Source organism: Brevundimonas sp., assembly GCF_041648115.1.
In the GTDB taxonomy this organism is placed as follows: Bacteria; Pseudomonadota; Alphaproteobacteria; order Caulobacterales; family Caulobacteraceae; genus Brevundimonas.
In genome coordinates this window covers 131,757-155,060 of the sequence record NZ_JBAZPR010000006.1, presented here as the reverse complement: position 1 = coordinate 155,060, position 23,304 = coordinate 131,757, and the positions used below count along the sequence as shown (strand labels likewise).

26 protein-coding genes are annotated in these 23,304 nt (G+C 68.3%); 22 read left to right on the top strand and 4 right to left on the bottom strand.

What is annotated here, in order from left to right:
- Positions 1-3 precede the first annotated feature (3 nt).
- The 7 genes from WC597_RS07385 (at position 4) to WC597_RS07355 (ending at position 5,486) form a co-directional block, all read left to right on the top strand.
- Complete coding sequence (locus tag WC597_RS07385; protein WP_372692689.1) at positions 4-1,470, top strand: alpha/beta fold hydrolase; 1,467 nt, start codon at positions 4-6, stop codon at positions 1,468-1,470.
- A complete protein-coding gene (locus tag WC597_RS07380) occupies positions 1,467-1,850 on the top strand; it encodes a hypothetical protein (RefSeq protein ID WP_372692687.1) in 384 nt (127 codons plus the stop codon). The genes WC597_RS07385 and WC597_RS07380 overlap by 4 nt, the downstream gene beginning before the upstream one ends.
- A 291-nt stretch (positions 1,851-2,141) precedes the next feature.
- The gene (gene ybgC, locus WC597_RS07375) at positions 2,142-2,609 is read left to right on the top strand and encodes a tol-pal system-associated acyl-CoA thioesterase (RefSeq protein WP_372692686.1); all 468 of its coding nucleotides are present in this window, start codon (positions 2,142-2,144) and stop codon (positions 2,607-2,609) included.
- 204 nt (positions 2,610-2,813) lie between these two features.
- On the top strand, positions 2,814-3,245 hold the full coding sequence (locus tag WC597_RS07370; protein WP_372692685.1) for a hypothetical protein: 432 nt from the start codon (positions 2,814-2,816) through the stop codon (positions 3,243-3,245).
- Positions 3,246-3,384: 139 nt separating this feature from the next.
- Entirely contained in the window at positions 3,385-4,137 is a 753-nt protein-coding gene (gene tolQ, locus WC597_RS07365) for a protein TolQ (RefSeq protein ID WP_372692684.1), read from the top strand.
- Positions 4,138-4,140: 3 nt separating this feature from the next.
- Entirely contained in the window at positions 4,141-4,605 is a 465-nt protein-coding gene (locus WC597_RS07360) for an ExbD/TolR family protein (protein ID WP_372692683.1), read from the top strand.
- A 5-nt stretch (positions 4,606-4,610) separates the two neighbouring features.
- Positions 4,611-5,486, top strand: coding sequence for a hypothetical protein (locus WC597_RS07355; protein ID WP_372692682.1), 876 nt, complete (start codon positions 4,611-4,613; stop codon positions 5,484-5,486).
- On the opposite strand, the gene WC597_RS07350 is transcribed toward WC597_RS07355, so the two are convergent.
- Together WC597_RS07350 and WC597_RS07345 are read right to left on the bottom strand one after the other, a co-directional pair.
- Entirely contained in the window at positions 5,483-5,923 is a 441-nt protein-coding gene (locus tag WC597_RS07350; RefSeq protein WP_372692681.1) for a TA system VapC family ribonuclease toxin, read from the bottom strand. The two genes, WC597_RS07355 and WC597_RS07350, sit on opposite strands and share 4 nt — an antisense overlap.
- Positions 5,920-6,153 carry a CopG family transcriptional regulator gene (locus WC597_RS07345; protein WP_372692679.1) on the bottom strand — a complete coding sequence of 78 codons (234 nt, stop codon included), beginning with the start codon at positions 6,151-6,153 and terminating at the stop codon, positions 5,920-5,922. Before WC597_RS07345 ends, WC597_RS07350 begins: the two co-directional genes overlap by 4 nt.
- A 143-nt stretch (positions 6,154-6,296) precedes the next feature.
- Between WC597_RS07345 and tolB the strand changes: the two genes are divergently transcribed.
- From tolB to WC597_RS07275, 14 genes are all read left to right on the top strand, one after another.
- Positions 6,297-7,661 carry a Tol-Pal system beta propeller repeat protein TolB gene (gene tolB / locus WC597_RS07340; RefSeq protein WP_372692678.1) on the top strand — a complete coding sequence of 455 codons (1,365 nt, stop codon included), beginning with the start codon at positions 6,297-6,299 and terminating at the stop codon, positions 7,659-7,661.
- Positions 7,662-7,805: 144 nt separating this feature from the next.
- Complete coding sequence (gene pal, locus WC597_RS07335; protein WP_372692677.1) at positions 7,806-8,369, top strand: peptidoglycan-associated lipoprotein Pal; 564 nt, start codon at positions 7,806-7,808, stop codon at positions 8,367-8,369.
- 126 nt (positions 8,370-8,495) lie between these two features.
- Positions 8,496-9,638 carry a DUF3667 domain-containing protein gene (locus WC597_RS07330; RefSeq protein ID WP_372692676.1) on the top strand — a complete coding sequence of 381 codons (1,143 nt, stop codon included), beginning with the start codon at positions 8,496-8,498 and terminating at the stop codon, positions 9,636-9,638.
- 41 nt (positions 9,639-9,679) lie between these two features.
- Positions 9,680-10,525, top strand: a complete 846-nt coding sequence (locus WC597_RS07325) for a tol-pal system protein (protein WP_372692675.1) — start codon at positions 9,680-9,682, stop codon at positions 10,523-10,525.
- The gene (gene tilS, locus WC597_RS07320; RefSeq protein WP_372692674.1) at positions 10,516-11,763 is read left to right on the top strand and encodes a tRNA lysidine(34) synthetase TilS; all 1,248 of its coding nucleotides are present in this window, start codon (positions 10,516-10,518) and stop codon (positions 11,761-11,763) included. Before WC597_RS07325 ends, tilS begins: the two co-directional genes overlap by 10 nt.
- An 86-nt stretch (positions 11,764-11,849) precedes the next feature.
- A complete protein-coding gene (gene ftsH, locus WC597_RS07315; protein ID WP_372692672.1) occupies positions 11,850-13,808 on the top strand; it encodes an ATP-dependent zinc metalloprotease FtsH in 1,959 nt (652 codons plus the stop codon).
- A 322-nt stretch (positions 13,809-14,130) separates the two neighbouring features.
- Positions 14,131-15,345 (top strand): acyltransferase family protein, encoded by a 1,215-nt coding sequence (locus WC597_RS07310; protein ID WP_372692670.1) that lies wholly within the window; start codon positions 14,131-14,133, stop codon positions 15,343-15,345.
- 62 nt (positions 15,346-15,407) lie between these two features.
- Positions 15,408-16,061, top strand: a complete 654-nt coding sequence (locus tag WC597_RS07305; protein WP_372692669.1) for a hypothetical protein — start codon at positions 15,408-15,410, stop codon at positions 16,059-16,061.
- A 3-nt stretch (positions 16,062-16,064) separates the two neighbouring features.
- Positions 16,065-16,367, top strand: coding sequence for a winged helix-turn-helix domain-containing protein (locus tag WC597_RS07300; RefSeq protein ID WP_372692668.1), 303 nt, complete (start codon positions 16,065-16,067; stop codon positions 16,365-16,367).
- Positions 16,364-17,167, top strand: coding sequence for a dihydropteroate synthase (gene folP / locus WC597_RS07295; protein WP_372692667.1), 804 nt, complete (start codon positions 16,364-16,366; stop codon positions 17,165-17,167). The genes WC597_RS07300 and folP overlap by 4 nt, the downstream gene beginning before the upstream one ends.
- Positions 17,168-17,232: 65 nt before the next feature.
- Entirely contained in the window at positions 17,233-17,589 is a 357-nt protein-coding gene (locus WC597_RS07290; protein ID WP_372692666.1) for a DMT family protein, read from the top strand.
- Positions 17,590-17,631: 42 nt separating this feature from the next.
- On the top strand, positions 17,632-17,976 hold the full coding sequence (locus WC597_RS07285) for a multidrug efflux SMR transporter (protein WP_372692665.1): 345 nt from the start codon (positions 17,632-17,634) through the stop codon (positions 17,974-17,976).
- Positions 17,973-18,773: a bifunctional hydroxymethylpyrimidine kinase/phosphomethylpyrimidine kinase gene (thiD, locus tag WC597_RS07280; RefSeq protein ID WP_372692664.1), complete on the top strand. Its 801-nt coding sequence runs from the start codon at positions 17,973-17,975 to the stop codon at positions 18,771-18,773. The genes WC597_RS07285 and thiD overlap by 4 nt, the downstream gene beginning before the upstream one ends.
- Positions 18,774-18,823: 50 nt before the next feature.
- Positions 18,824-19,345, top strand: a complete 522-nt coding sequence (locus tag WC597_RS07275) for a nucleotidyltransferase family protein (RefSeq protein WP_372692743.1) — start codon at positions 18,824-18,826, stop codon at positions 19,343-19,345.
- Here WC597_RS07275 and WC597_RS07270 read toward each other — a convergent pair.
- Positions 19,342-19,731: a DUF983 domain-containing protein gene (locus WC597_RS07270; RefSeq protein WP_372692663.1), complete on the bottom strand. Its 390-nt coding sequence runs from the start codon at positions 19,729-19,731 to the stop codon at positions 19,342-19,344. The two genes, WC597_RS07275 and WC597_RS07270, sit on opposite strands and share 4 nt — an antisense overlap.
- 329 nt (positions 19,732-20,060) lie before the next feature.
- Here WC597_RS07270 and WC597_RS07265 point away from each other — a divergent pair, with 329 nt between their 5' ends.
- Positions 20,061-22,904: a tetratricopeptide repeat protein gene (locus tag WC597_RS07265; RefSeq protein ID WP_372692662.1), complete on the top strand. Its 2,844-nt coding sequence runs from the start codon at positions 20,061-20,063 to the stop codon at positions 22,902-22,904.
- Between the two features lie 78 nt (positions 22,905-22,982).
- On the opposite strand, the gene WC597_RS07260 is transcribed toward WC597_RS07265, so the two are convergent.
- Entirely contained in the window at positions 22,983-23,261 is a 279-nt protein-coding gene (locus tag WC597_RS07260; RefSeq protein WP_087120554.1) for an HU family DNA-binding protein, read from the bottom strand.
- Positions 23,262-23,304: the final 43 nt, after the last annotated feature.

Sequence of the window (23,304 nt, the reverse complement as noted above, 5' to 3'; positions counted from 1 at the left end):
CCCATGATCTTGCGCACCCTGGCCGTCGTGGCGGTCATGTCCGGCCTGACGGCGTTGGCTCCGCCTGCGAAGGCGGCGGCGCCGGTGTTCACCGACAAGGCTTGCCCCAGCGACTGGCCGACGGGTCTGCGCGAGGTGCTCTGCGGCGCCCTGACGGTGGATGAGGCGCGCGATGGGTCGGTCAGCGACCGGCGCATCGACATCGCCGTGGTGATCGTCAAGGCCAGCGCGCCGTTCAAGGACGCCTCGGGACAGGCGCTGCCGCCGATCGTGATGTTCCATGGCGGACCCGGCGGGGATCTGACGCCCGGCGTAGGGCGGATGTTGCAGGCCCTGACGCGCCGGCCCGACGCCTTCGCTGTGGATCAGGACGTGATCCTGTTCGATCAGCGCGGCGGCGGGGCGAGCAAGCCGTCGATGGACTGTCCGGGCGTGCAACTGACCGACGCCGGGCCGCCGTCCGACGCGGATCGCGACGGTCTGATCGCCTGTCTGAAGGGGTATCAGGCGCAAGGGATCGATCTGAACCAGTACAACGCCGCCGCCATCGCCGACGATGTGAAGGACATGGTCCAGGCGCTGGGCCTGGCGAAGATCGACCTGTGGGGCGGATCGTACGGGCCGCGTATCGAGGCCGCCGTCATCACGCATCAGCCCCAGATCGTGCGCGCCGCCGTAATGGACAGCCCCTGGCCGCCCGAGGGCAACTGGGCCGTCGGCACGCCGGAACAGGTGTCGGCGGCGGTGAGGATCATCCTGGCCAAATGCACGGCGCAAGTCGCATGCGCGGCGCAGCATCCGAACCTTCAGGCGCGGTTCGAGACCGAGGCGCGCAAATGGCTGGCGGGGCCGGTGACGGGCCAGGATGGGCGAACGTTTATCGTCGACGACCTGTCGGCCTTTCTGATGGACACGACCTATAGCGCGATGGGGGTGCGGGGGCTGCCGGTCGATCTGGACAAGATCATCGCCGGCGACCTGAGCCCCGTCGCCGAGATCGCCGAGGACCGGACATATTATTTCGAGGGCCAGCACATGGCCCATCTGTGCAAGGAGGAGCTGCCGTTCGAATCCAGGGCGCGGCTGGCGGCCGGCGCTGCGGGCGATCCGGTGGCGGAGGTTCTGGTTCCGTCGCTGTCGCGGCTGTTCGACGTCTGTGCGGCGGTGGGCGAGCGGCCGGCCAAGCCGATCGAGAACCTGCCGGTCCAGACCGACATCCCGACCCTGTTCGTCGCCGCCGAGATCGATCCCGGTTGTCCGCCGCCCCTGACCGAGGCCGCCGCCAAGGGCTATTCCCACAGTCAGGTGGTGATCGTGACCAACGCCACCCACGGCGTGATCAACGCCAGCCCCTGCACACGCAAGATGGCGCGCGACTTCCTGCGTGATCCGTCACAGCCGGTGGATCGCAGTTGCCTGCCGGTCGCCGACGCGCCGCTGGACTTCACCCTGGATGCGCCCGCCGCATGAGGATGACGCCGCATCGCAGCCCGCGACAGCGGTGGACGATGATCGCGGCGGCGGTCGTGCTGGCCCTGTGCGCCATCGGGGCGTGGGTCGCGATGCGGCCGGCGAACACGCCGTCGCCCGAGCCGGCCTCGACGCGGGTCACGCGCCAGATCCATGTCCAGGCCGGACACGCCGCCGAGCTGCGTTACGCGGAGAACGGTCAGAGGCGGGCGGTGTGCGGCTATATCGGGCGGGTCGCGGGCGGTCCGGCGGTCGGCTTCGTGTCCATCCCCAACCGCATCCTGTTCAGCGACGATCCCCTGCCGACCGAATTTCGTGAAATGCGTCAGCGGTATTGCCCCGGATTTTTGGAGAGGCCTTCGTCGCAGGCGGTGCGCTAGAGCCATGGACGATTGAGTTGGTGCGGTCCTGAAAGGCGTTCCATCAGAACGGGCACGACGAGGCCACGGAGAACACGACGGGACCGAACGCGCGTCGGCTCGCAGCTCCATATCCAGGCCGTCCATCGATCTGCGGCTTCGCCGCCGCAGGCCATCAAGCCTTTGCCGAACCGGCATGGCTCCGTCGTGTTCTTCGTGCTCTCGTCGTGATCGCTGTGATGAACCTTGTTCTGAACGGCGCTGATGAGTTGGCCGGTCCAATTCAACCGCCGAATGCCCTAGAGTAGCCGGATGAGCATCGACCAACCCACCGCCGGCCGTTTCGAGGGGCGCGACCACCTGTTGCCGGTGCGCGTCTATTACGAGGACACCGATTTCACCGGCCTGGTCTATCACGCCAACTATGTGCGCTATTTCGAGCGTGGGCGGTCGGACTTCCTGCGCGCCATCGGTGTGGGGCACGCTGACCTGCTGGAAGAGGCCGAGCCGCTGGCCTTCGTGGTGGCCGAGATGAACATCAAATATCTGAAGCCCGCGCGGATCGACGACGCCCTGGTGGTTCGGACCATCTACGAGAGCGTGAAGGGGGTGCGGTTGATCATCCGCCAGAGCGTGGAGCGGGCGGGCGAGGTGCTTTGCCGGGCCGAGGTGACGGCGGTCTGCATTCATCTGGACGGCCGGCCGCGCCGGCCTTCGAAGGGGCTGGTCGAGAAGGTGACGCCTTGGCTGGCGGCGGGCGGGGGCGCGGGCAAGGTTTAGACTTTCCCTTCCCGCTCATCCCGGCGAAAGCCGGGCCCCAGTTCTGTCGCATCTCCAGTGCGTCGGATGACCACCGACTTTTGATCTCAGACAACCTTCGCCCAAAGCGCTGGGTCCCGGCTTTCGCCGGGATGAGCGGAAGAGAGGGGGCTGTCGGGCGTCGCTGATTCCTCTAAAATCGTTCCGAAACGAGGGGGAAATGTCGTGGCCACAGAAACCTACAAGATGTCCACTAGCGCGGTGATCGTCACGGTCCTGCTGTTCCTGCTGCTGGTCGGCGGCGGGCTGGTGGGCTGTCCGTATTACAAGGTCTGGGAACGCAAGATGGCGGGCCAGGCCGAGCTGCAATATCAGCAGGGGGCGCGTCAGGCCTTGATCGCGCAAGCCGCCGCAGAGGACGAGGCGGCGATCAAACGGGCCGAGGCGGCGACGCGCCGGGTGCTGGGCTGGACCGATGCGGCCAAGCGGGGCTGCGCTGAACTGGGCCGGGCCGGAGACCGTCTGTGCGAAGAGCAGCTGCTGCGCGACGCCGCCACCTATTCCATCGCCAAGGAAGGCCACGAGGGCGTGATCATCAGCGTCGGGGCCCCGGTGTCGGTAGCGGTCGATCCGAGCCGCAGATCGGGCACGGAATAACCCTCTGTTAACCGTTATGACGCGCCTGTCAGATGACGGGCGGTCGGGTCGGAGCTAAACGGGCCGGACGCCACACAATGGTCACGTCCGCTGGGTCGAAGAGAACGTGAACCCACTCGATTCCGCCCGGAGCGCCTGAATGACAATGCCCGTCGACGCCTCGATGATGAACCCCGTCGAGCTGTTCGTGACCGCCGACTGGGTGGTGAAGACGGTGATGATCGGGCTGGCGGCGGCCTCGATCTGGTCGTGGACCATCATCATCGACAAGGCGGTGCGGTTCACGGCGCTGAACAAACAGGCCGACGACTTCGAAAAGGCGGTGCAGTCGGGTCGGTCGCTGGAGGACGTGGCGGCCCAGGCCGGGCCTGCGCCGGACCACGCCCTGCCGCGCATGCTGGTGATCGCCCTGTCTGACTGGCGCGAGGCGCGTCAGCGCGGGGCGCTGAACGAACACCAGGGCGACCTGCTGATGACCCGCATCGACCGGGCGATGAACAGCCTGATCTCGCGCGAGAGCCAGCGGATCGAGAACGGGCTGGGCGTGCTGTCGGTCGTGGCGACGGCCTCGCCCTTCATCGGCCTGTTCGGCACGGTCTGGGGCATCATGAATGCGTTCGGGCGGATCGCGGCGGCGGGCAACACCAATCTGACGACCGTGGCGCCGGCCATTGCGGAAGCTTTGTTCGCGACGGCCATCGGCCTGGCGGCGGCCATCCCGGCCTATATCGCCTACAACAAGTTCTCGATCGATGCGGGCAAGTTCTCGAACCGGCTGGAGGCGTTTGCGGACGACCTGCAGGCCGCCGTGGCGCGCCGCCTGGGCAGCCCGTCGGCTCCGCCGCCCCCGCCCGCGCCGTCCAGCGACCTCAGCCTGAAGCGGGGCGGCTGAGCCATGGCGCTGGGCGGTGGTTCGAGCGGCGGCGGGCGTCGCGCCAGAGGGGGGGGACGGCGGGGGCGCAAAGGCCCGCTGACCGAGATCAACGTCACGCCCTTGGTGGATGTGATGCTGGTGCTGCTGATCATCTTCATGATCTCGGCGCCGTTGCTGACGGTGGGGGTTCCGGTCGAACTGCCCAAGACCGAGGCCAGCGCGGTCGAGATCAAGTCGGAACCCCTGTCGGTCAGCATCGACCAGCAGGGCGCCATCTTCGTGGGCGACAGCGAGACGGCGTTCGACGCCCTGTCGGCGCGCTTGCAGACCGAGGCCGGGGGCGCGGAACAGGCGTCCGAGCGGCCGGTGTTCGTGCGGGCCGATGGGCGTGCGCCCTATCAGGCGGTGGCGCGGGTGATGGCGCGGTTGAGCGCGTCCGGCTTCACCAAGCTGAACCTGATCACCGACACGGCGCCGGAGGCCTGAGCCCCTTGCGTCGTCCGAGCCCGGCCATCCTCGGATCCCTCGCCCTGCACGCCGGGGTGATCGCGCTCGCCTTCGTGACGTTCTCGCATAAGGCGGACGAAGAGGAGACGCCGCTGGTCGCCTCGGTGCCGGTGACCATCGTATCCGAAGAGGTGATCCAGGCGGCGCCGGCCGACAATCCGCAGCCCGAACCCTCGCCCGACGACGCCGCGACCGCGCCGGTGCAGCAGCCCGACCCCGTGCCGCCCACGCCCCAACCGACGCCGCCCCAGCCTGCGCCACGTCCGACGCCCACGCCACCCCGTCCGACGCCCGCGCGCCCCACGCCCGCGCCGACACCGACCCCTACGCCGCGTCCGACCCCGCCGCGCCCTACGCCCCCCCGGCCTCAGCCTGCGACGCCCACGCCGCCGACCAAGGCCCCGACCAATCCACGCCCGGCGACGCCCGCGCCCGCCCGCCCGGCGCCGCAACGCCCCGAGCCGAGTCTGGATCTGGACGCCCTGGCCGGGCCCACGCGCCCGACCAACAATCGCGGACGACCGGCGACGGGACAACAGGGAGCGGGCACGGCGTCACAGGCGACCGGGCCGCAGATCACGGCCATCTTCAATCAGGTCTATCCGAACTGGATCCTGCCCTGCGACATCCCCGGCGCGGACCAGCTGCGGATCCAGGTCGAGCTGACCCTGTCGGCGGATGGGCGGATCACGCGCGGACCCAGCCTGATCAACGCCCAGTCCACCAGCGTCTATCGCGCCGCCGCCGACGGCGCCCTGCGCGCCCTGCGCCAGACCGCGCCGTTCGACGTGCCGCAGGGCTTCCCCGGCGGCGTCTATCGCCCGACGTTCAACACAGAACGGGCGTGCCGAAATCGTTAGGCGTCAGGTGCGATGAGATGCAGCGCCGACTTGCCGCCTGTGACCGCGTCGGGCGCCAGGCGGCGGTCGAATGTCGCCAGCCGACCGCCGTTCGAGACGGCCAAGGCGAGCAGGTAGGTGTCCGTCAACTGGCCTGATGTGAGCAGGCGGTCCTGTGCGATCAATGCGTCGCCGAGCAGGCTGATGTCGTCGGGCCAGAAGGCATGGCCGGGTTGGCTCAGCAGGGAGTGAAGCGCGGGCAGGACCTGAGCCGGTGCGCCCGGCGAGTTCGGATATTTGGGATTGCTGAGGATTCGAAGGACGCCGTTCTCGGTCAGAGGACAGGTCGCCCAACCGGCCCTGTGCTCACGTGCGAACCAGGCGTGGGCGTTAAGATGCTCTGTGTGCGACGGATCGATCAGTGCGATGAGGACGCTGACGTCCAGCAGCGCGATCAAGGCAGTTCGTCGCGCAAGGCGTTGATCTGCTCGGTCGTCACAACGACGCCTTTGCGGTGCGGCAGCAGGAGAATCCCGTTGCGGAACTCGGGCGGCTTTTCGGGTTTGGCCTGGGTAATCGAGCGGCGAGCGAGATCGGAGATGACTTCGCCCACGGAGGTGCGGGTCTGGACCGCGATGGCTCGCGCCGCGTTCAGCACGTCGTCGTCGATGGCGAGGGTGGTGCGCATAACCACAACATAATGCATCACGCATCAAGCATCAATGTGATCGTCGCCGTCCCGAATGTCGCCCCATTCCCCGTGAAGCTGGCGAAAGTCGAACGGCCCGGCGATAAGGGGCGGCGATCCTTCGAGACTTATGGGAGCATCTGATGCGTCTGAACCTTCTTCTGGCCTCCGTGACGGCCCTGGCCTTGGCCGCGCCTCTGACGACGGCGGCCCAGACGCCTCAGCAAAGCCAGCCCGTCGAGGTCGAGATCGATCAGGGCGTGCTGCGGCCGCTTCAGATCGCGGTCGCGCCGTTTGCGGGGACACACGGGTCGGACATTTCCAACGTGGTCAGCGGCAATTTGAAGCGGTCGGGCTTCTTCGAGCCGCTGAATCCGTCCAGCTTCATCGAGACCGGCCTGACGCTGGCCAATGCGCCGAACTTTCCGCAGTGGACCCAGATCGGGGCGCAGGCGGTGCTGTACGGCGGTGTGACGACGCGCGGCGACGGGCGGCTGGACGTGGGCTTTCGCCTGTATGACCCGTATCGCCAGTGCCAGCTGGTCAGCTATCAGTTCACCGCGACCCAGGAACAGTGGCGCCGGATCGCGCACAAGATTTCCGACGTCATCTATCAGCGGATGACGGGCGAGAGCGGCTTCTTCGATTCCCGCGTGATCTTCGTGTCCGAGGAGGGCACGCAGTTGAACCGCATCAACCGCCTGACCATCGCCGACCAGGACGGGTTCAACCCGACCTATCTGACGCAGGGCGACGAGGTGATCATGTCGCCGCGCTTCTCGCTGTCGCAGCCGGACGAGATCACCTATGTGGCGCTGGGCAAGGATTACAGCCGCATCTATCTGTACAATCTGACGACCGGCCGGCGCGAGAGCCTGGGCGAGTTCGACGGGCAGGTGCTGGCGCCGCGCTTCTCCAACGACGGCAACAAGATCGCGTTCTCGATCATCCGGGGCGGCAATACCGACGTCTATGTGATGGACCTGCGCAGCCGTCAGATCACGCGACTGACGTCCGATCCCGGCATCGACACCTCGCCCTCGTTCAGCCCGGACGGCAGCCAGATCGTCTTCACCTCGGACCGTTCGGGGTCGGCGCGCCTGTATGTCATGCGCTCGGACGGATCGGGCCAGCGGCCGATCTCGCGCGGCGGCGGTCTCTATACGGCGCCGTCTTGGAGCCCGACAGGCAATCTGATCGCCTTCACCAAACAGGGCGGGGGCCAGTTCTCGACCGGGGTGATGAACGCCGACGGATCGGGCGAGCGCATCCTGTCGTCCAGCTATTTCGAGGAAGGCCCGAACTGGGCGCCCAACGGCCGTTACGTCATGTTCGCGCGCCAGACACGCGGCGGCGACACGCGTCTGTGGACCGTGGACCTGTCGGGTCGGGTGGTGTCCCAGGCGGGCTATAACGGGCGCGGCACCGACCCCGCCTGGTCGCCGTTGCTGGACCGCCCGCCGACCAATCTGGGCTTTGGGCAGGGCGCGGACAGCTGCCCGGCCTGAGCCACCCCATCCCGATCACGTCGGAGCCTTAAAGCTCAACTGTGCGTTATCGCCTCTGGCGCCGAAAAATCGCCCAAGGCAGACAGTAACGCCAAGCTTGAGGACCGCCGCCTCGCATAAGAAACACCGTCAGGAGACGACCCCATGAAGACTTCCCGCATTCTGAAGCTGGCGATGGTGGGCTGCGCCGTCGCCGCCATGGCCGCCTGCACCCGCAAGCCCCCGGTCGAGACCGGCGTGCCTGGCCCCAACGACGGCACGACGCAACCGACGGGTCCGGCCTATCCGACCGCCCCGACCGGCCCCGTGTCGGGCGGAAACCTGGGTTCGTCGGTCCCCGGCTCGGAACAGGACTTCGTCGTCAACGTGGGCGACCGCATCTATTTCGACCTGGATTCCTATGAGGTCCGTCCTGAGGCCATGCCGCGCCTGGACGCCCAGGCCCAGTGGCTGCAACGCTATCCGTCGGTGACGATCCGCATCGAAGGCAACGCCGACGAACGCGGCACGCGCGAATACAACCTCGCGCTCGGCGCCCGCCGCGCCGAATCGGTTCGGACCTATCTGATCAACCGCGGCATTCCGGCGGGCCGGATCGACACCATCAGCTTCGGCAAGGAACGGCCCATCGCCGAAGGGTCGAGCGAGGATTCGTTCGCGCGCAACCGCAACGCCCACACCGCCATCGTGTCGGGCGCGCCGCGCTAACCACCGGCTGGCAAGACTGAGCGAAGGGGCGTCGGCTGAAAGGCCGGCGCCTCTTTTCGTTTCGGCGCTTGTCCTGACGCCGGGCGAGCGGCAAGAACGTGGCCACAGGGATCGGGGGATCAGGACATGGACATCGAAGGGGCGGGCGCCGTCGTCACGGGCGGCCTGGTCGCGGGCGCGATCGAGATGCCGACGGGCAAGGCGGGCGAGGACCACGCCCGTGGCGTCTGTTCCGACTGCGGCGCCGAGACCAGCGGCAACTTCTGCGCCAATTGCGGTCAGCCGACCCATGTCCACCGCACCCTGCTGCATTTGGGCGAAGAGCTGCTGCACGGGGTCATGCATTTCGACGCCCGCATCTGGCGCACCCTGCCGCTGCTGTGGCTGAACCCTGGCCGGCTGACGCGCGAATGGGTCGAGGGCAAGCGGTCGCGCTATGTCTCGCCGCTGGCGATCTTCCTGTTCACCCTGTTCGTGATGTTCTTCGCGCTCAGCTTCATGCCGCACCCGGAATCCAAGACCGGCGAAGGGGCGGACATGAGCGAACGGATCGCCGCCCAGCGCGAAAACCTGACGGAGGCCGAAACGGCCCTGGCCCAGGTGCGGGCCGATAGCGGCGCCCGGCCGGATTCAGCGACGCAGATGGCGCTGGGTACGGCTCAGAAGCTGGTTCAGGATCGGCGCGCGGCGCTGACACGGCTGGAAGCGGAACAGCGCGACGGACGCGCGGACGGGCTGAAGCCCGGAAGCTGGCAGGCCAGCATCAAGGATATGGCGACCGGCCAGGGCGGCGAGACCAAGCTGAAGGTCATGGGCCAGGATGCCGAGAAGCAAGGCCACGGCGTCGGCGCCACGGTGCTGAAGAAGCTGCAGAACCCGGACCTGGCGCTCTACAAGTTGCAGCAGACGATGTACAAGTTCGCCTTCCTGCTGGTGCCCTTGTCGATCCCGTTCGTGGCCCTGCTGTTCCTGTGGAAGCGCGGGTTCACCCTGTACGACCACGGGGTCTATGTCCTGTATTCGCTGACCTTCATGGCCATGCTGCTGATGTTGATGGTGCTTTCGGCGACGCTGGCGGGCTGGCTGGGGCGGATCGTGATCACGGTCGGGGTGCTGGCGGTGCCAGTGCATATGTTCGCCCAGATGAAGGGCGCCTATTCGCTGTCCTGGTTCTCGGCCCTGTGGCGGACGGCGGCGCTGCTGATGTTCTGCAACATCGTGGTGGGCCTGTTCGTCACGGCCATCGTCTATCTGGGGCTGGGGCATTAGCTCGGCCTTGCGGCGGCCCCAAATCGGTGAAAGCTAGAGGTATGACCAAGCTCTCGATCTCTCGTGTTCACCTTCTCGCCGCCGCCGCCCTCGGGGTCGTCCTGATCGGCGGCGGCGCCGTCGCGCAACAGGTTCAGCCCAACATCATGGAGCGGACCGAGTGGGACAATCGCCGCCTGGACCAGCTGGACCGCAATGTGCGCCGGCTGGAGCGGGCCCTGACCCAGAGGAACGCCGCAGGTCAGCCCGTGCTGGTCGAGCCGGACCCGGAGGTGGTGACCCTGCAAGGACAGTTCGCCCTGATGGACCGGCGGCTGGGCGATCTGGAGGCCACGGTGCGCCGGATCAATGGCGACAACGAACGGCTGACCTTCCAGCTGGATGAGGCGACGCGCGACAACCAGGCCCTGCAGACCCGTCTGAGAGACGCCGAGACCCGGATGCAGAAGCTGGAGACGGCGGCCGAGCTGAATGCGCCGATCGAGGCGACCTCGCCGACCGGGGATGCGACGCGGGATCTGGCGGCGGCGGTGGCCTTGCTGTCCAGCGACCGGCCGCGGGGCGAGCGGGCGCTGGAGACGGTGATCGCGGCCTGGCCCGATACGCCGCAATCGCGCGAGGCGAACTCTCGCCTGGGCGACCTGCGGGTCGCGGCCAACGACAAGGCGGGGGCGGTGCCCTATTACGCCGCCGCGCTGAAGGACTGGCCGCGTATCGGCTGGGCGGCGGATACGACGTTGAAACTGGCCGACGCCCTGTTCGCGACACAGAGGAAACCGCAGGGCTGCGCCGCCCTGGGTGAGTTCACGCGCCGCTATGCACCCGCCGCCTCTGACCCGCAGAAGGCGCGCGCGGCGCAGTTGAAGACCACGGGCGGGTGCGCCTGACGCCCGACGAAGGCGATCTGACGGCGCGGGCGTTCGCGCGGCTGGATGCACGACTGACGCGGGATACGGGGCGGCCGGTGGCGTTGGCCCTGTCGGGGGGCGGAGATTCCATCGCCCTGTTGCGACTGGCGACCGAGTGGGCGCGGGCGCGCGGGCGGTCGGTGCTGGCCCTGACCGTGGATCATGGGCTGAACCCCGAGAGCGGCGGCTGGACCGCGTTCGCGGCTGAGGCTGCTCGGGCGGCGGGGGCGGACTGGTGCGGGCTGAGCTGGGATGGGGACAAGCCGCAGACCGGGCTGACGGCGGCGGCGCGGGCGGCGCGGCATGGGCTGATCGCGCAGGCGGCGCGCGAGGCGGGGGCGCGGGTCGTGCTGTTTGCCCAGACTGCCGACGATATCGCCGAGGCCGACTTGATGCGAAGCGAAGGCTCGACGCTGGGGCGGGTGCGCGAATGGTCGCCGTCGCCGGCCTGGCCGCAGGGACGAGGGCTGATGTTGCTGCGGCCCCTGTTGGGCGAGCGGCGGGCGGTGTTGCGGGACTGGCTGGCCGGGCAGGGGGCGGACTGGATCGAGGATCCCGCCAACGTCGATCCTAAATTTGGGCGCAGCCGGGCGCGGCAGGCGTTGGCGGGTGCGGCGCCCCCGGCACCGGAAGAGGCGCGGGCTCTGGCTGGCGGCCGGCCGACGATGGACGGCGAGGCGATGGTGAATGTGCGCCGCGACATAGGGGCGCGGGCGCTGGCGGCGGCCCTGGTCTGTGTCGGCGGCGGGGCGACGCCGCCGCGTGGGGCGCGGTTGCAGGCTCTGACGGCGCGGCTGAGGGCGGGCGAAAATTTCGCCGCGACCCTGTGCGGCGCGCGGATCGAGGCGGCCGGCGACGCGGTGCGGGTCATGCGCGAGGCGGGCGATCTGGGGCGGCGGGGGACGGCGCCGCAGGTGCTGACGCCCGGCGTCGAGGCGGTGTGGGACGGGCGGTTCACCTTTCGCGCCGAACACCCCGGCTGGTCGGTCGAGGCGGCGCGGGGGCGGTTGGCGAGCCTGTCGGACGCCGACCGAACCGAGATAAATCGCCTGCCGGCGGCGACGCGCGGGGCCTGGCCTGTGTTGATCAGGGACGGGGCTCTGGCGCCGGTTCTTGCAGGCGAAGGGGTCGAACGGCGCGCGCTTGTCGCGGAACGGCTCAGGCTAGCGCTGGACGAAACGACGCACGAAGACGACCTGATTTCCGCCACCCGATAGCGTAACGCTGATTAAGCTCCTATTTTCCCAGACAGACACATCCAGACCGTCGACCCATCCGGGTTCGCGGACGACCGAGGACCTCAATGAATCTGCGTAATCTGGCGATCACCGGCGTGATCATCCTGGCGCTTCTGGCGGGCTATGCGGCCCTGTCCCAGGGCGGGGCCATGAACGGCGTTGCGGGCCAGCCGGCCGGCGGCAAACCCGAAGTGATGAGCTATTCCCAACTGGTGCAGCGGGTGAACGCCGGCGACGTCAAGCAAGTCACCATTCGTCTGGACAAGGTGAACGGCGAGCTGAAGAGCGGCGAACGCTTCACCTCCACCACCGTCTATCCCAACGAACAGCTGGTGGCCCAGATGCTGGCGGCCAACGTCGAGATCGACGCCAAGTCGGGCGGCCAGTCGATCTGGATGAGCCTGCTGCTGGGCATCCTGCCCATCGCCCTGCTGATCGGGGTGTGGATCTTCTTCATGCGCCAGATGCAGGGCGGGGCGAAGGGCGCCATGGGCTTCGGCAAGTCCAAGGCCAAGCTGCTGACCGAGCACAAGGGTAGGAAGACCTTCGACGACGTCGCCGGCGTGGACGAGGCCAAGGACGAACTGCAGGAGGTCGTCGACTTCCTGAAGGATCCGGGCAAGTTCCAGCGCCTGGGCGGCAAGATCCCCAAGGGCGCCCTGTTGGTGGGCCCTCCCGGCACCGGCAAGACGCTGCTGGCCCGTGCGGTCGCAGGCGAGGCCGGCGTGCCCTTCTTCTCCATTTCGGGTTCGGATTTCGTCGAGATGTTCGTCGGCGTCGGCGCCAGCCGCGTGCGCGACATGTTCGAACAGGCCAAGAAGAACGCGCCGTGCATCATCTTCATCGATGAGATCGACGCCGTGGGTCGCCATCGCGGCGCCGGCCTGGGCGGCGGCAACGACGAGCGCGAACAGACGCTGAACCAGCTGCTGGTCGAGATGGACGGCTTTGAAGCGTCCGAGAACATCATCCTGATCGCCGCCACCAACCGTCCCGACGTGCTGGACCCGGCCCTGCTGCGTCCCGGCCGTTTCGACCGCCAGGTGGTGGTGCCGAACCCGGATGTTTCGGGTCGCGAACGCATCCTGCGCGTCCACATGAAGGATGTGCCGCTCGCCGCCGACGTCAACACCAAGACCATTGCGCGCGGCACGCCCGGTTTCTCGGGCGCCGACCTGGCCAATCTGGTCAATGAGGCGGCTCTGACGGCGGCCCGCAAGGACCGTCGCATGGTCACCCAGCGCGACTTCGAGGACGCCAAGGACAAGGTGCTGATGGGCGCCGAGCGTCGCTCCATGGCCATGAACGAGGAAGAAAAGCGCCTGACCGCCTATCACGAGGCCGGTCACGCCATCGTCGCCATGAACGTCAAGATGGCCGACCCGGTGCACAAGGCGACCATCGTTCCGCGCGGTCGGGCGCTGGGCATGGTGATGCAGTTGCCGGAAGGCGACCGCTATTCGATGAAATACCAGCAGATGATCGACCGGATCGCCATCATGGCCGGCGGCCGCGTCGCCGAGGAGCTGATCTTCGGCAAGGAGAACATCACCTCGGGCGCCTCGTCGGACATCGAACAGGCGACCAAGCTGGCGCGCGCCATGGTCACGCGCTGGGGCTTCTCCGAGAAGCTGGGCACGGTGGCCTACGGCGAGAACCAGGAAGAAGTCTTCCTGGGCCACTCGGTCGCGCGCAGCCAGAACGTCTCGGAAGAGACGGCCCGCACCATCGACGAGGAGGTCCGTCGCCTGGTCGCCTCGGGCTGGGACGAGGCGCGCACCATCCTGACGACCAAGGCCGATCACCACGAGAAGCTGTCGCAGGCCCTCTTGGAATACGAGACCCTGTCTGGCGAAGAGATCAAGGACCTGCTGGAGAAGGGTGTCGCGCCGAACCGCGACGAGAACAACTTCCCCAACGCCGGGCCTTCGGTCTCGGTGCCGGTGACGCCGGTGTCGGACGGAACCGACATCGAGGTCCCGGTCGCCGCGCCGGCCGCGACGAGCGTGCCGACGGTTCACTGAGCCGAAGCCTGATCTGAAGATGGACCCGCCGGGAGAGCGATCTCCCGGCGGGTTTTTCGTTGGGGTGGAGAGCCGGTGCGTGGCGGCGACGTCGGGACGAGGCTCTGCTCCCCACGCCGTCATCCTAGGCCTTGTGCCTAGGATCCAGAGACTCAGGCGGTGGTGATGACTGCACGTCGCCGCCCCTGCCTCACTTCACGCACCGGGAGTCTGGATCCTAGGCACAAGGCCTAGGATGAGGGCTGTGTGGTGATATAGCGAACAAGTTTGAATCACAGACAAGTCTGTGAGATATGGCGGCTTCCATAGTGGGAGGGTCGTCATGTCGGCATTTGAAACGGGTCAATCCGAGCGCCTGCACGGGCTCGATGCGCTGAGGGGTGGGGCGCTGCTGCTTGGGGTGGTGCTGCATGGCGCCCTGTCGTTCTTTCCGACGCAGATCTGGATCGTCGCGGACGACCAGAGGTCCGTCTGGGCCAGCGGTCTTTTCTTCGCCATCCACCTGTTTCGGATGACGACCTTCTTCGTGATCGCGGGTCTGTTCGCGCACATGATGGTTAGGCGGATGGGGGTGTGGCAGTTCATCAAGAACCGCATGATCCGCATCGCCGGGCCGCTGAGCGTCTTCTGGGGCGTGGCCCTGGCGGCCATCATCGCCGTGGTGATCTGGAATGCGTCGCTGAACGGTCTGACGGCCGCCGATGCGCCGCCGCCGCCCAAATATGACTGGACCAACATGCCGCTGACCCACCTGTGGTTCCTGTGGGTGCTGCTGATCCTCTATGCCGGCATGCTGATCCTGCGCGCGTCGTTCAAGGCGCTGGATCGCAACGGGGCGTGGGGCCGGGCGGTGGATCGGGCGACAGGCGGCCTGATCGGGCCGTTGGGACCGTTCGTTCTGGGCGCGCCCCTGGCCGTGGCGCTGTGGCTGCATCCGAAGTGGCTCGCCTTCTTCGGCGTGCCGACGCCGGATGCGGGGCTGGTTCCCAATCCGGCGGCCCTGGTCGCGTTCGGCCTGGCGTTCGGGCTCGGCGCCCTGCTGGATCGTCGGCGTGATCTGCTGGAGCGGATCAAGCGCCTGTGGGCGCTCCATCTGGGGCTGGCGGTCGCCGCCGGGGTTGCGGCCCTGATGCTGGCGGGCGGGCCGAACCCGGTGCTGACCCCGATGACCGATCCCGTGACCAAGGCCATGACGGCGGCGGCGTTCGGCGTGGCGACCTACGCCTCGGCCCTTGCAGCCATGGGGCTGGCCCTGCGGTTCTGCTCGGGTCACAGCGCGGCGCGGCGCTATGTCGCCGACGCCTCCTACTGGATCTACATCGTCCATCTGCCGCTGGTGATGGCGGCGCAGGTGCTGGTGCAGGACTGGACCCTGCCGTGGGCGGTCAAGCTGGTGCTCGTCGTCGGCGGCGTGCTGGCCGTATCCGTCGCCAGCTATGAACTGCTGATCCGCCACAGTTTCATGGGGCGCTGGCTGAACGGGCGACGCGTGCCGTGGCGCAGAAAGCCGACGCCCGCCCTGGTCACCGCCGAATAGCTTGCCAACCCCGACGGCGGCGTTCATCCGAGAACGTGCGCCGGTCGCACAGGAATCACCCGATGTCCGACAACTCTCGCAGCACGCCCGAAGCCGACCTGGCCTTTCTGAAGGCCATCGTCCAGGGCGGGAACAATCCCAAGGCGACCCTGACGCTGGGCGTGGCCTATTTAGCCGGCGGCCTGCTGTATGGGCTTCAGTGCCTGTTCCATGTCGGCCAGATGTGGGGCGTCGTGCGCTGGCCCGACCTGGCCAACCTGGCCTTCATCGTCGCGATCACCGTGGTCTTCTTCATCGTGCTGATGTGGGCCGTGCGCGAGGACCGCAAGGCGGGCACGGCGGGGCCGATCGTGACGCGGACGCTGAACGCGGCCTTCAGCGGCGCGGGCATGGCCAATCTGGCCATCGTCATCGTCTTCGGCTTCGGCGCGCGGCGGGACGGGGACTTCGCTATCTGGCTCTATTATCCCGCCATGATCTTCGCCCTGCAGTCGGCGGCCTGGTTCGTGGCCTGGAACCTGAAGAAGAAGCCCTGGATGCTGGCGGCGTCGATCGGCGGCTGGATCACGGCGGTGGCGCTGGGCCTGCTGGTGCGGCATGGCGAAATCTACCTCTATGTCTGCACCGCCGCCCTGTTCCTGCTCTTCGCCGGGCCGGGCTGGATCATGACGCGCGCGGCCTTGCAGACGCGCGCCGTCGATGCGGACGTCGGCTGATCCATGGGGCTGAACGATCTCGGCAAGATCGACGAGGTCATCCACGGCCGGATGCGGCTTGGGATCATGGTCTATCTGGCCGACGCCGAGGCCGCCGACTTCACCGAGCTGAAGACGGTGCTGGAGGCGACGCAGGGCAATCTGTCGGTCCATATCAAGAAGCTGGAAGAGGCGGGCTATGTCGCCGTGGCCAAGAGCTTCGTGAACAACAAGCCCCTGACGCGAGTGTCGATCACGGCTGCGGGGCGCAAGGCCTTCGCGGCCTATCTGGAGGCGCTGGGCGGACTGATCGGGAGGACGCCATGACGGTTCAGGTGATGGGGATCGTCAACGTGACGCCCGACAGTTTCTCTGACGGGGGGCGGTGGGCCTCGACGCAAGGCGCGGTGGATCGGGCCATTCGGCTGGTCGCCGAAGGGGCGGACGTGCTGGACATCGGCGGCGAGAGCACGCGGCCGGGCGCCGAGCCGGTGGGCGAGGGCGAGGAGATCGACCGGGTCGCGCCGGTCATCGCCGGCGTTCGCGCGCGGTGGGATGGGATGATCAGCGTCGACACGATGAAGCCGGCCGTGGCCCGCGCCGCCGTCGCGGCCGGGGCGACGATGTGGAACGACGTGACGGCCTTGAGCCATGCGCCGGACAGTCTGGCCGTCGCGGCCGACCTGGGCTGCGACGTGGTGCTGATGCATATGAAGGGCGAGCCGCGGACGATGCAGGCGGACCCGCGATACGACGACGTGGTCGGCGAGGTGCGGGACTATCTGCGCGGGCGGGCCGAGGAGGCGATAGCGGCGGGGGTGGCGCGCGAGCGCATCTGGCTGGATCCGGGCATCGGCTTCGGCAAGACCCTGGCGCACAATATGGCGCTGACGGCGGGGTTGGGGGCGCTGGTCGATCTGGGGTTCCCGGTGCTCTACGCCGCCAGCCGCAAGCGCACGATCCAGGCCATAGATCAGACGGCGGTCGAGGCGACCGACCGGCTGGGCGGGTCGCTGGCGCTCGCGCTGGAAGGCGTGCGGCGCGGGGCGCGGATGGTGCGGGTCCATGACGTGCGCGAGACGGTGCAGGCGTTGAAGGTTCAGGCGGCGGTCAGGGCGGCGGGTTGAAGCCCCGCGACGGACGGTCGCAGCCGGTGTAGAGGCGACGACAGCAACAACCTCGGTCTGCCGCCATGAACCTCGGTTCCTATATCGCCCCCGTCGTCATGCTGGCCCTGTCGAACGTCTTCATGACCTTCGCCTGGTACGGGCATCTGAAGTTCGAGCACAAGCCGCTGTGGCTGCTGGTCATGGCCAGCTGGGGGATCGCCTTCTTCGAATACTGGCTGGCGGTGCCGGCCAACCGGATCGGCATCCAGGTCTATTCGCCGGCCGAGCTGAAGACGATGCAGGAGGTGATCACCCTCTTGGTCTTCGCCGGGTTCTCGGTGCTGTATCTGGGCGAGAAGCTGACGGTGAACCATCTGGTCGGGTTCGCCTTCATCGGCCTGGGCGCCTTCTTCATCTTCAAGGGGCCTCTCGGGGTCTGATCGCGGCTTGCTCATGACGGCGGCCTGTTCCATCTGGTCGTCATGTCCTGGGTGATGTCGATCAATCCGTGGGCGACGCTGGTCGTCGCCGGTCTGCTGGAGGTCCTGTGGGCGTCGGGTCTCAAGAACGTTGGCGTCAGCCGACCGTGGACGTCGCTGGGGGTTCTGGTCGCGCTGGCAGGCAGCATGGTCCTGTTGTGGGTGGCGACGCAGAAGCTGCCGATCGGCACGGCCTATGCGGTCTGGACCGGGATCGGGGCGGTGGGCGCGGCCGTGGTGGGCGTCCTGGTCTATGGCGAGCCGGCGACGGCGGTGCGGGGGGTGTGCATCCTGCTGATCGTGGCGGGCATCGTCGGGCTGAAACTGTTTTCGGGAGCGGCGGCATGAGTGCGCTTCATCAAGGACGCGTCTTGATCCTGGCCGGGTCCGACAGCGGCGGCGGCGCAGGCATTCAGGCCGACATCAAGGCCGTGACGATGATGGGGGGCTACGCCGCCACGGCAATCACGGCGATCACGGTGCAGAACACATTGGGGGTCCACGGGGTCTATCCGTTGCCGCTGGACCTGATCGCGGCCCAGGCGCGGGCGGTGCTGGAAGACATCGGCACGGATGCGTTCAAGACCGGCATGCTGGGCTCGGTCGAGGTGGTCGAGACGGTCGCGGCCCTGCTGGACGAAGCCGACGCCCCGGCCGTGGTCGATCCGGTCATGGTGGCCAAGGGCGGCCATCCGCTGTTGCCCGATGCGGCGGTCGAGGCGGTGAAGGCGCTGATGATCCCGCGCGCGGCCCTGTTGACACCCAATGCGCCCGAGGCCGAGGCCCTGACGGGGTTCGCGGTCCACGATCTGGACGGCCAGAGGCGGGCGGGCGAGGCCCTGCTGGCCATGGGCGCGCGGGCGGTGCTGATGAAGGGCGGCCATGTGTCGGGGCCGACGGTGATCGACCTGCTGATGACCGCAGACGGCGAGACGGTGCTGGAGGCCGAACGGATCGACACCCGCCACACCCACGGCACCGGCTGCACCCTGGCCAGCGCCTGCGCGGCCGGGCTGGCGCTGGGCCGGCCGCTGGAGGTCGCGGTGGCCGAGGCCTGGGCCTATGTCGGCGAGGCGATCCGCCGCGCGCCGGGCCTGGGCGGCGGACACGGGCCGCTGGACCACGGCTGGCCTGTGCGGGGGTGAGCGCTCTGGAGGCGCGGCTGACCGACCTCGTGCGCGCCGACGCCGGGCTGATGCATGTGCTGACGACGGTGCGGGCGCTGGACCTGCCGGATTGGCGGCTGGTGTCGGGGGCGGTGTATCAGGCGGTTTGGAATGTGAAGACGGGGCGGCCGGCGAGGTACGGGATCAAGGACTACGACCTGGCCTATTTCGACGGGTCGGACCTGTCCTACGACGCCGAGGACGTCGTCATCAAACGGGTCGCCGCCGCCTTCGACGAACCGTTCCGCAGCCAGGTCGAGGTGCGCAACCAGGCGCGGGTGCACCTGTGGTTCCAGGATCGGTTCGGCGAACCCTATGAGGCGCTGGAATCGACGGATGAGGCCTTGGGGCGGTTCGTGGCGCCGACCTTCGCGGTCGGGGTGCGGCTGGAAGGGGACGATACGATCAGCGTCGCCGCGCCGTTCGGGCTGGACGACGTTTTTTCGATGACCATCCGGCCCAATCCGAACAGGCCGCTGGCCAAGGGGTGGGCGAAGACCGTCAAGAATGCCCGAGGGCGCTGGCCCGAGCTGACGGTGATCGAACCCTAGAAGGGGCCGTGCTTGCCGTTCGAGGAGAACTCGGGCGGGGCGGCCTTGTGGATGTATTGTTCGGCGACCAGCCAGGCCTTGAAGGGGCGCAGGCAGCCCAGGCACATGGCGATCAGGATCGGCAGGGTGACCACCAGATGGACCCAGATCGGCGGGTGGACGGTGAAGTCGAACACCATCAGCAGGATCATGCCGATGATCCCCACCGCCGACATGACGAAGAAGGCCGGGCCGTCCGCCGGGTCGGCGAAGGCGTAGCTGAGACCGCACGCGGGACAGTCGGTCTGAAGCGTCAGATACCCCTTGAACAGCGGCCCCTTGCCACAGCGCGGGCAACGACAGGCCAGGCCGGTCTTGAGAGTGCTGAGGCGGGGGTAATCGGTCATGGGGTCAATATGGGCGTTTGAGATGACGTTGTCGCGTGGACCGGTTGTCCTAGCGGGCAAGGGTTTCCTTTTCTTTCGTCATCCTCCGGCGAGCGCAGCGAGACCGGGGGAGCCAGCGGCGCGCGGGAGCGCGAAGTTGTCGCGGTGCGATCTTTCAAACGTGGTGGGGCGGACGCATCGCCTTCGGCGCCGCTGGCTCCCCCGGTCTGCGCCGCGAAGACGCGGCTTGCCGGAGGATGACGAAAGGAAAAAAGCGGTCAGATCCGTAGAACTACGGTGAACGGCGGTTAACCGCGATTAAAGGCCTTGTGGGGCATGGGTCGGGAGATATGTCCGGGGCCTCGCCGACCAAGCGCATGCTGAAGACGACTGTGGCCGCCGCCACGGCGGGCGCCGTCGTGTTCGCGCCCATGGCGCCGCTGGCCCAGGAAGTCGGCCGGTCGCGCGACCCGCTGTCGATCAGCATCGGCCAGAACGACACCTTCACACGGGTCGAATTCGGCGGCGTCATCGGAGTGCGGTCGCGCATCAGCCGCGAGGGCGACAAGGTCGTGGTGCGGATGGGCACGACCGCCGCGCCCGACGTGTCGCGCCTGAGGGTCGATCCGCCCGCCGGGGTGAAGTCGGTCGAGACGCGGATGGCGCGGGCGGGCGGCACGGACCTGATCCTGACGCTGGAGGAGGGGGCGGACGCCCGCTCCGGCGTCGCGGACGGGGCGGTGTGGCTGAACCTCTATGCGCCGGGCAAGGCGCCGCAGGGGCCGGATGCGGCCAAGCCCGAGACGACCAAGGCCGTGGTGCCGGTCAAGGCAGAATCCAGCGAACAAAAGACCGTCCTGACCTTCGACTGGGGCGCGCCTGTGGGGGCCGCCGTCTTCCGTCGGGGCGATGCGGTCTGGATCGTGTTCGACACGGCCGCGCGCATGGATATGACCGGTGCCAAGGCTCTGGGGCCGGCCAAGGACGCGCACTGGGCGGCGGGGCCGGGCTATACCGCCATGCGGATCACCGCGCCGGAAGGTCTGGGCGTTTCGGCCCAGGGCCAGGGCGGAACCTGGACTGTGACCATTGGCGGGGTCCAGGCGGCGGTCGAGGGCGTCGATGTCGGCCGATCCGACGACGGCGCGCCGGTGCTGGTGGCGCAGATGGCCGGGGCGACCAAGGCGATCTGGCTGACCGATCCGCTGGTCGGAGACCGATTTGCGGCGGTGACGGCGCTGGCGCCCGGCAAGGGGTATGCCGGGGGACGCCGCACGGTCGATCTGGCCTTGATCCCGACGGCGCAAGGCCTGGCGGTCGAGACCGGGGCCGACGATCTGAAGATCGAGGCGGCGGGCGATCTGGTGACGCTGAGCCGGCCCAAGGGGCTGACGCTGTCGGCGCCGACGGCGGGGCTGGAGACCGGCGACCATGCGGCCGACGCGCCCAAGCGGGCGGCCCATCCGGCCCTGATCGACGAGACTTGGGCGACGACGGGCGAGGCGGGGTTCTCGGATCGCTATCGCCGGCTGCAGGATGCGGCGGGGCTGGAGACGATCGCGGCGAGCGACAATCCGCGCGCGCCGATCGAGGCGCGGATGGCGCTGGCGCGGTTCCTGGTCGGGTCGGGCCTGAACTATGAGGCCATCGGCGTGCTGAACGCCCTGATCGCCAAGGCGCCCAATCTGCAGGGCGAGCCCGAGGTGCGGGGCCTGCGCGGCGTGGCGCGCGTCGGCATCGGGCGGCTGGAAGAGGCCCAGGTCGATTTCTCGGGCGCCGCCCTGACCAACGACCCGGCGACCAAGGTCTGGCTGGGCTATATCGCCTCGGAGATGGGCGACTGGGAGGGGGCGCGGCGCAACTTCGCCGCTGGGGCCTCGGTCATCGACGACTTCCCCAAGGAATGGCGCGCGCGTTTCGGCGCCGCCCACGCCATGGCCGCCATCCAGTTGAACGACCTGCCCGCCGCCCAGCAGTTGCTGGCCTATGTGTTCAGCCAGGACGCCCCGGCCGTCGATCAGTTGACGGCGCGGCTGGTGCAGGCGCGTATGTTCGACCTGAACGGCGACAAGGACCGGGCGCTGGCGGTCTACAAGGCCGTGGCCCGCGCGCCGCTGGACGGGATCGCCACGCCGGCCAAACTGGGCGCCATCAGCCTGGAGCTGGACAAGGGCGCGATCACGCCGGATCAGGCGACGGCGCAGCTGGAGCAGCTGAAGTGGCGCTGGCGCGGGGATGCGACCGAGATGGCGGTCGTGCGCAAGCTGTCGGGCATCTATCTGCAACAGGGGCGATACCGCGAGGCGCTGGATGCGTTGCGCGGGGCGGGCAAGCGGATGGCGGGCGTACCGGGCGCGGCCGAGGTCCAGGCCGATCAATCCAACGCCTTCCGCGCCCTGTTCCTGGAAGGGGCGGCGGACGGGTTGCAGCCGGTGCAGGCGCTGGCGCTGTTCTATGATTTCCGCGAACTGACGCCCATCGGGGCCGACGGGGACGAGATGGTGCGCCGCCTGTCGCGCCGCCTGATCGACGTCGACCTGCTGGACCAGGCCGCCGAACTGCTGAAACACCAGGTGGACGAGCGGTTGGACGGGGTGGCCAAGGCCCAGGTCGCCACCAACCTGGCTACCGTCTATCTGATGGACCGCCAGCCGGAGAAGGCGTTGCAGGCCATCTGGGGCTCGCGCACCACCCTGTTGCCCAATGCGATGAACAGCGAGCGCCGGGCGCTGGAAGCGCGCGCCCTGATGGACCTGGGCCGGTTCGACCATGCGCTGGAGGTGCTGGACCGCGACCAGTCGAACCCGGCGCGCGAGGTGCGGGCCGACATCTTCTGGAAGCAGCAGAAGTGGGCCGACGCGGCGCCGGTGTACGAGGCGCGGCTGGGCGAACGCTACAAGACGGCGGGGGCGCTGACGCCGGCCGAGGAAAGCTGGCTGATCCGGGCGGGCGTCGGCTATTCGCTGGCGGGCGACCGGGCGGCCCTGCAAAGGCTGAACGCGCGCTATGGGCCCTTTGTCGCCGGAGCGCGGTCGGCCGCAGCGCTTCGCGTGGCCCTGGACGACAATCTGTCTGGCGTGGCGGGTGCGGGCGATTTCGCCAACCTGTCCAGTCAGGCGGACACCTTCGTCGGCTGGGTCAACAGCGCCAAACAGGCGTTCCGCAAGGAAGCCGACGCCAAGGCCGCCGCCTAAAATTGAAACGGGCGGAGATCGCATCGCGACCCCCGCCCGTCTTGCATCGCCGATCCCGCCTGGCGGGACCGAAAAGGCTTAGCCGTTGACGGCGTCCTTCAGCGGCTTGGAGACGCGGAAGCGCACGGCCTTGGAGGCGGCGATCTTGATGGTCGCGCCGGTGGCCGGGTTGCGGCCTTCGCGCTCGGCGCGGGCGGCGGTGTCGAAGACGCCCAGGTTCGAGATGCGGATGTCGCCGCCCGACTTCAGGGTCGAGTGGATGTTTTCGACGATGGCGGTCAGCACCTTGCCGGCGTCGGCCTGCGAGACACCGGCGTCTTTGGCGACGGCGGCGATCAGTTCGGCTTGAGTGGTCATAAGAAGCGTTTCCAGTGTTAGTCGCCCGATTCAGGGCGAGGAC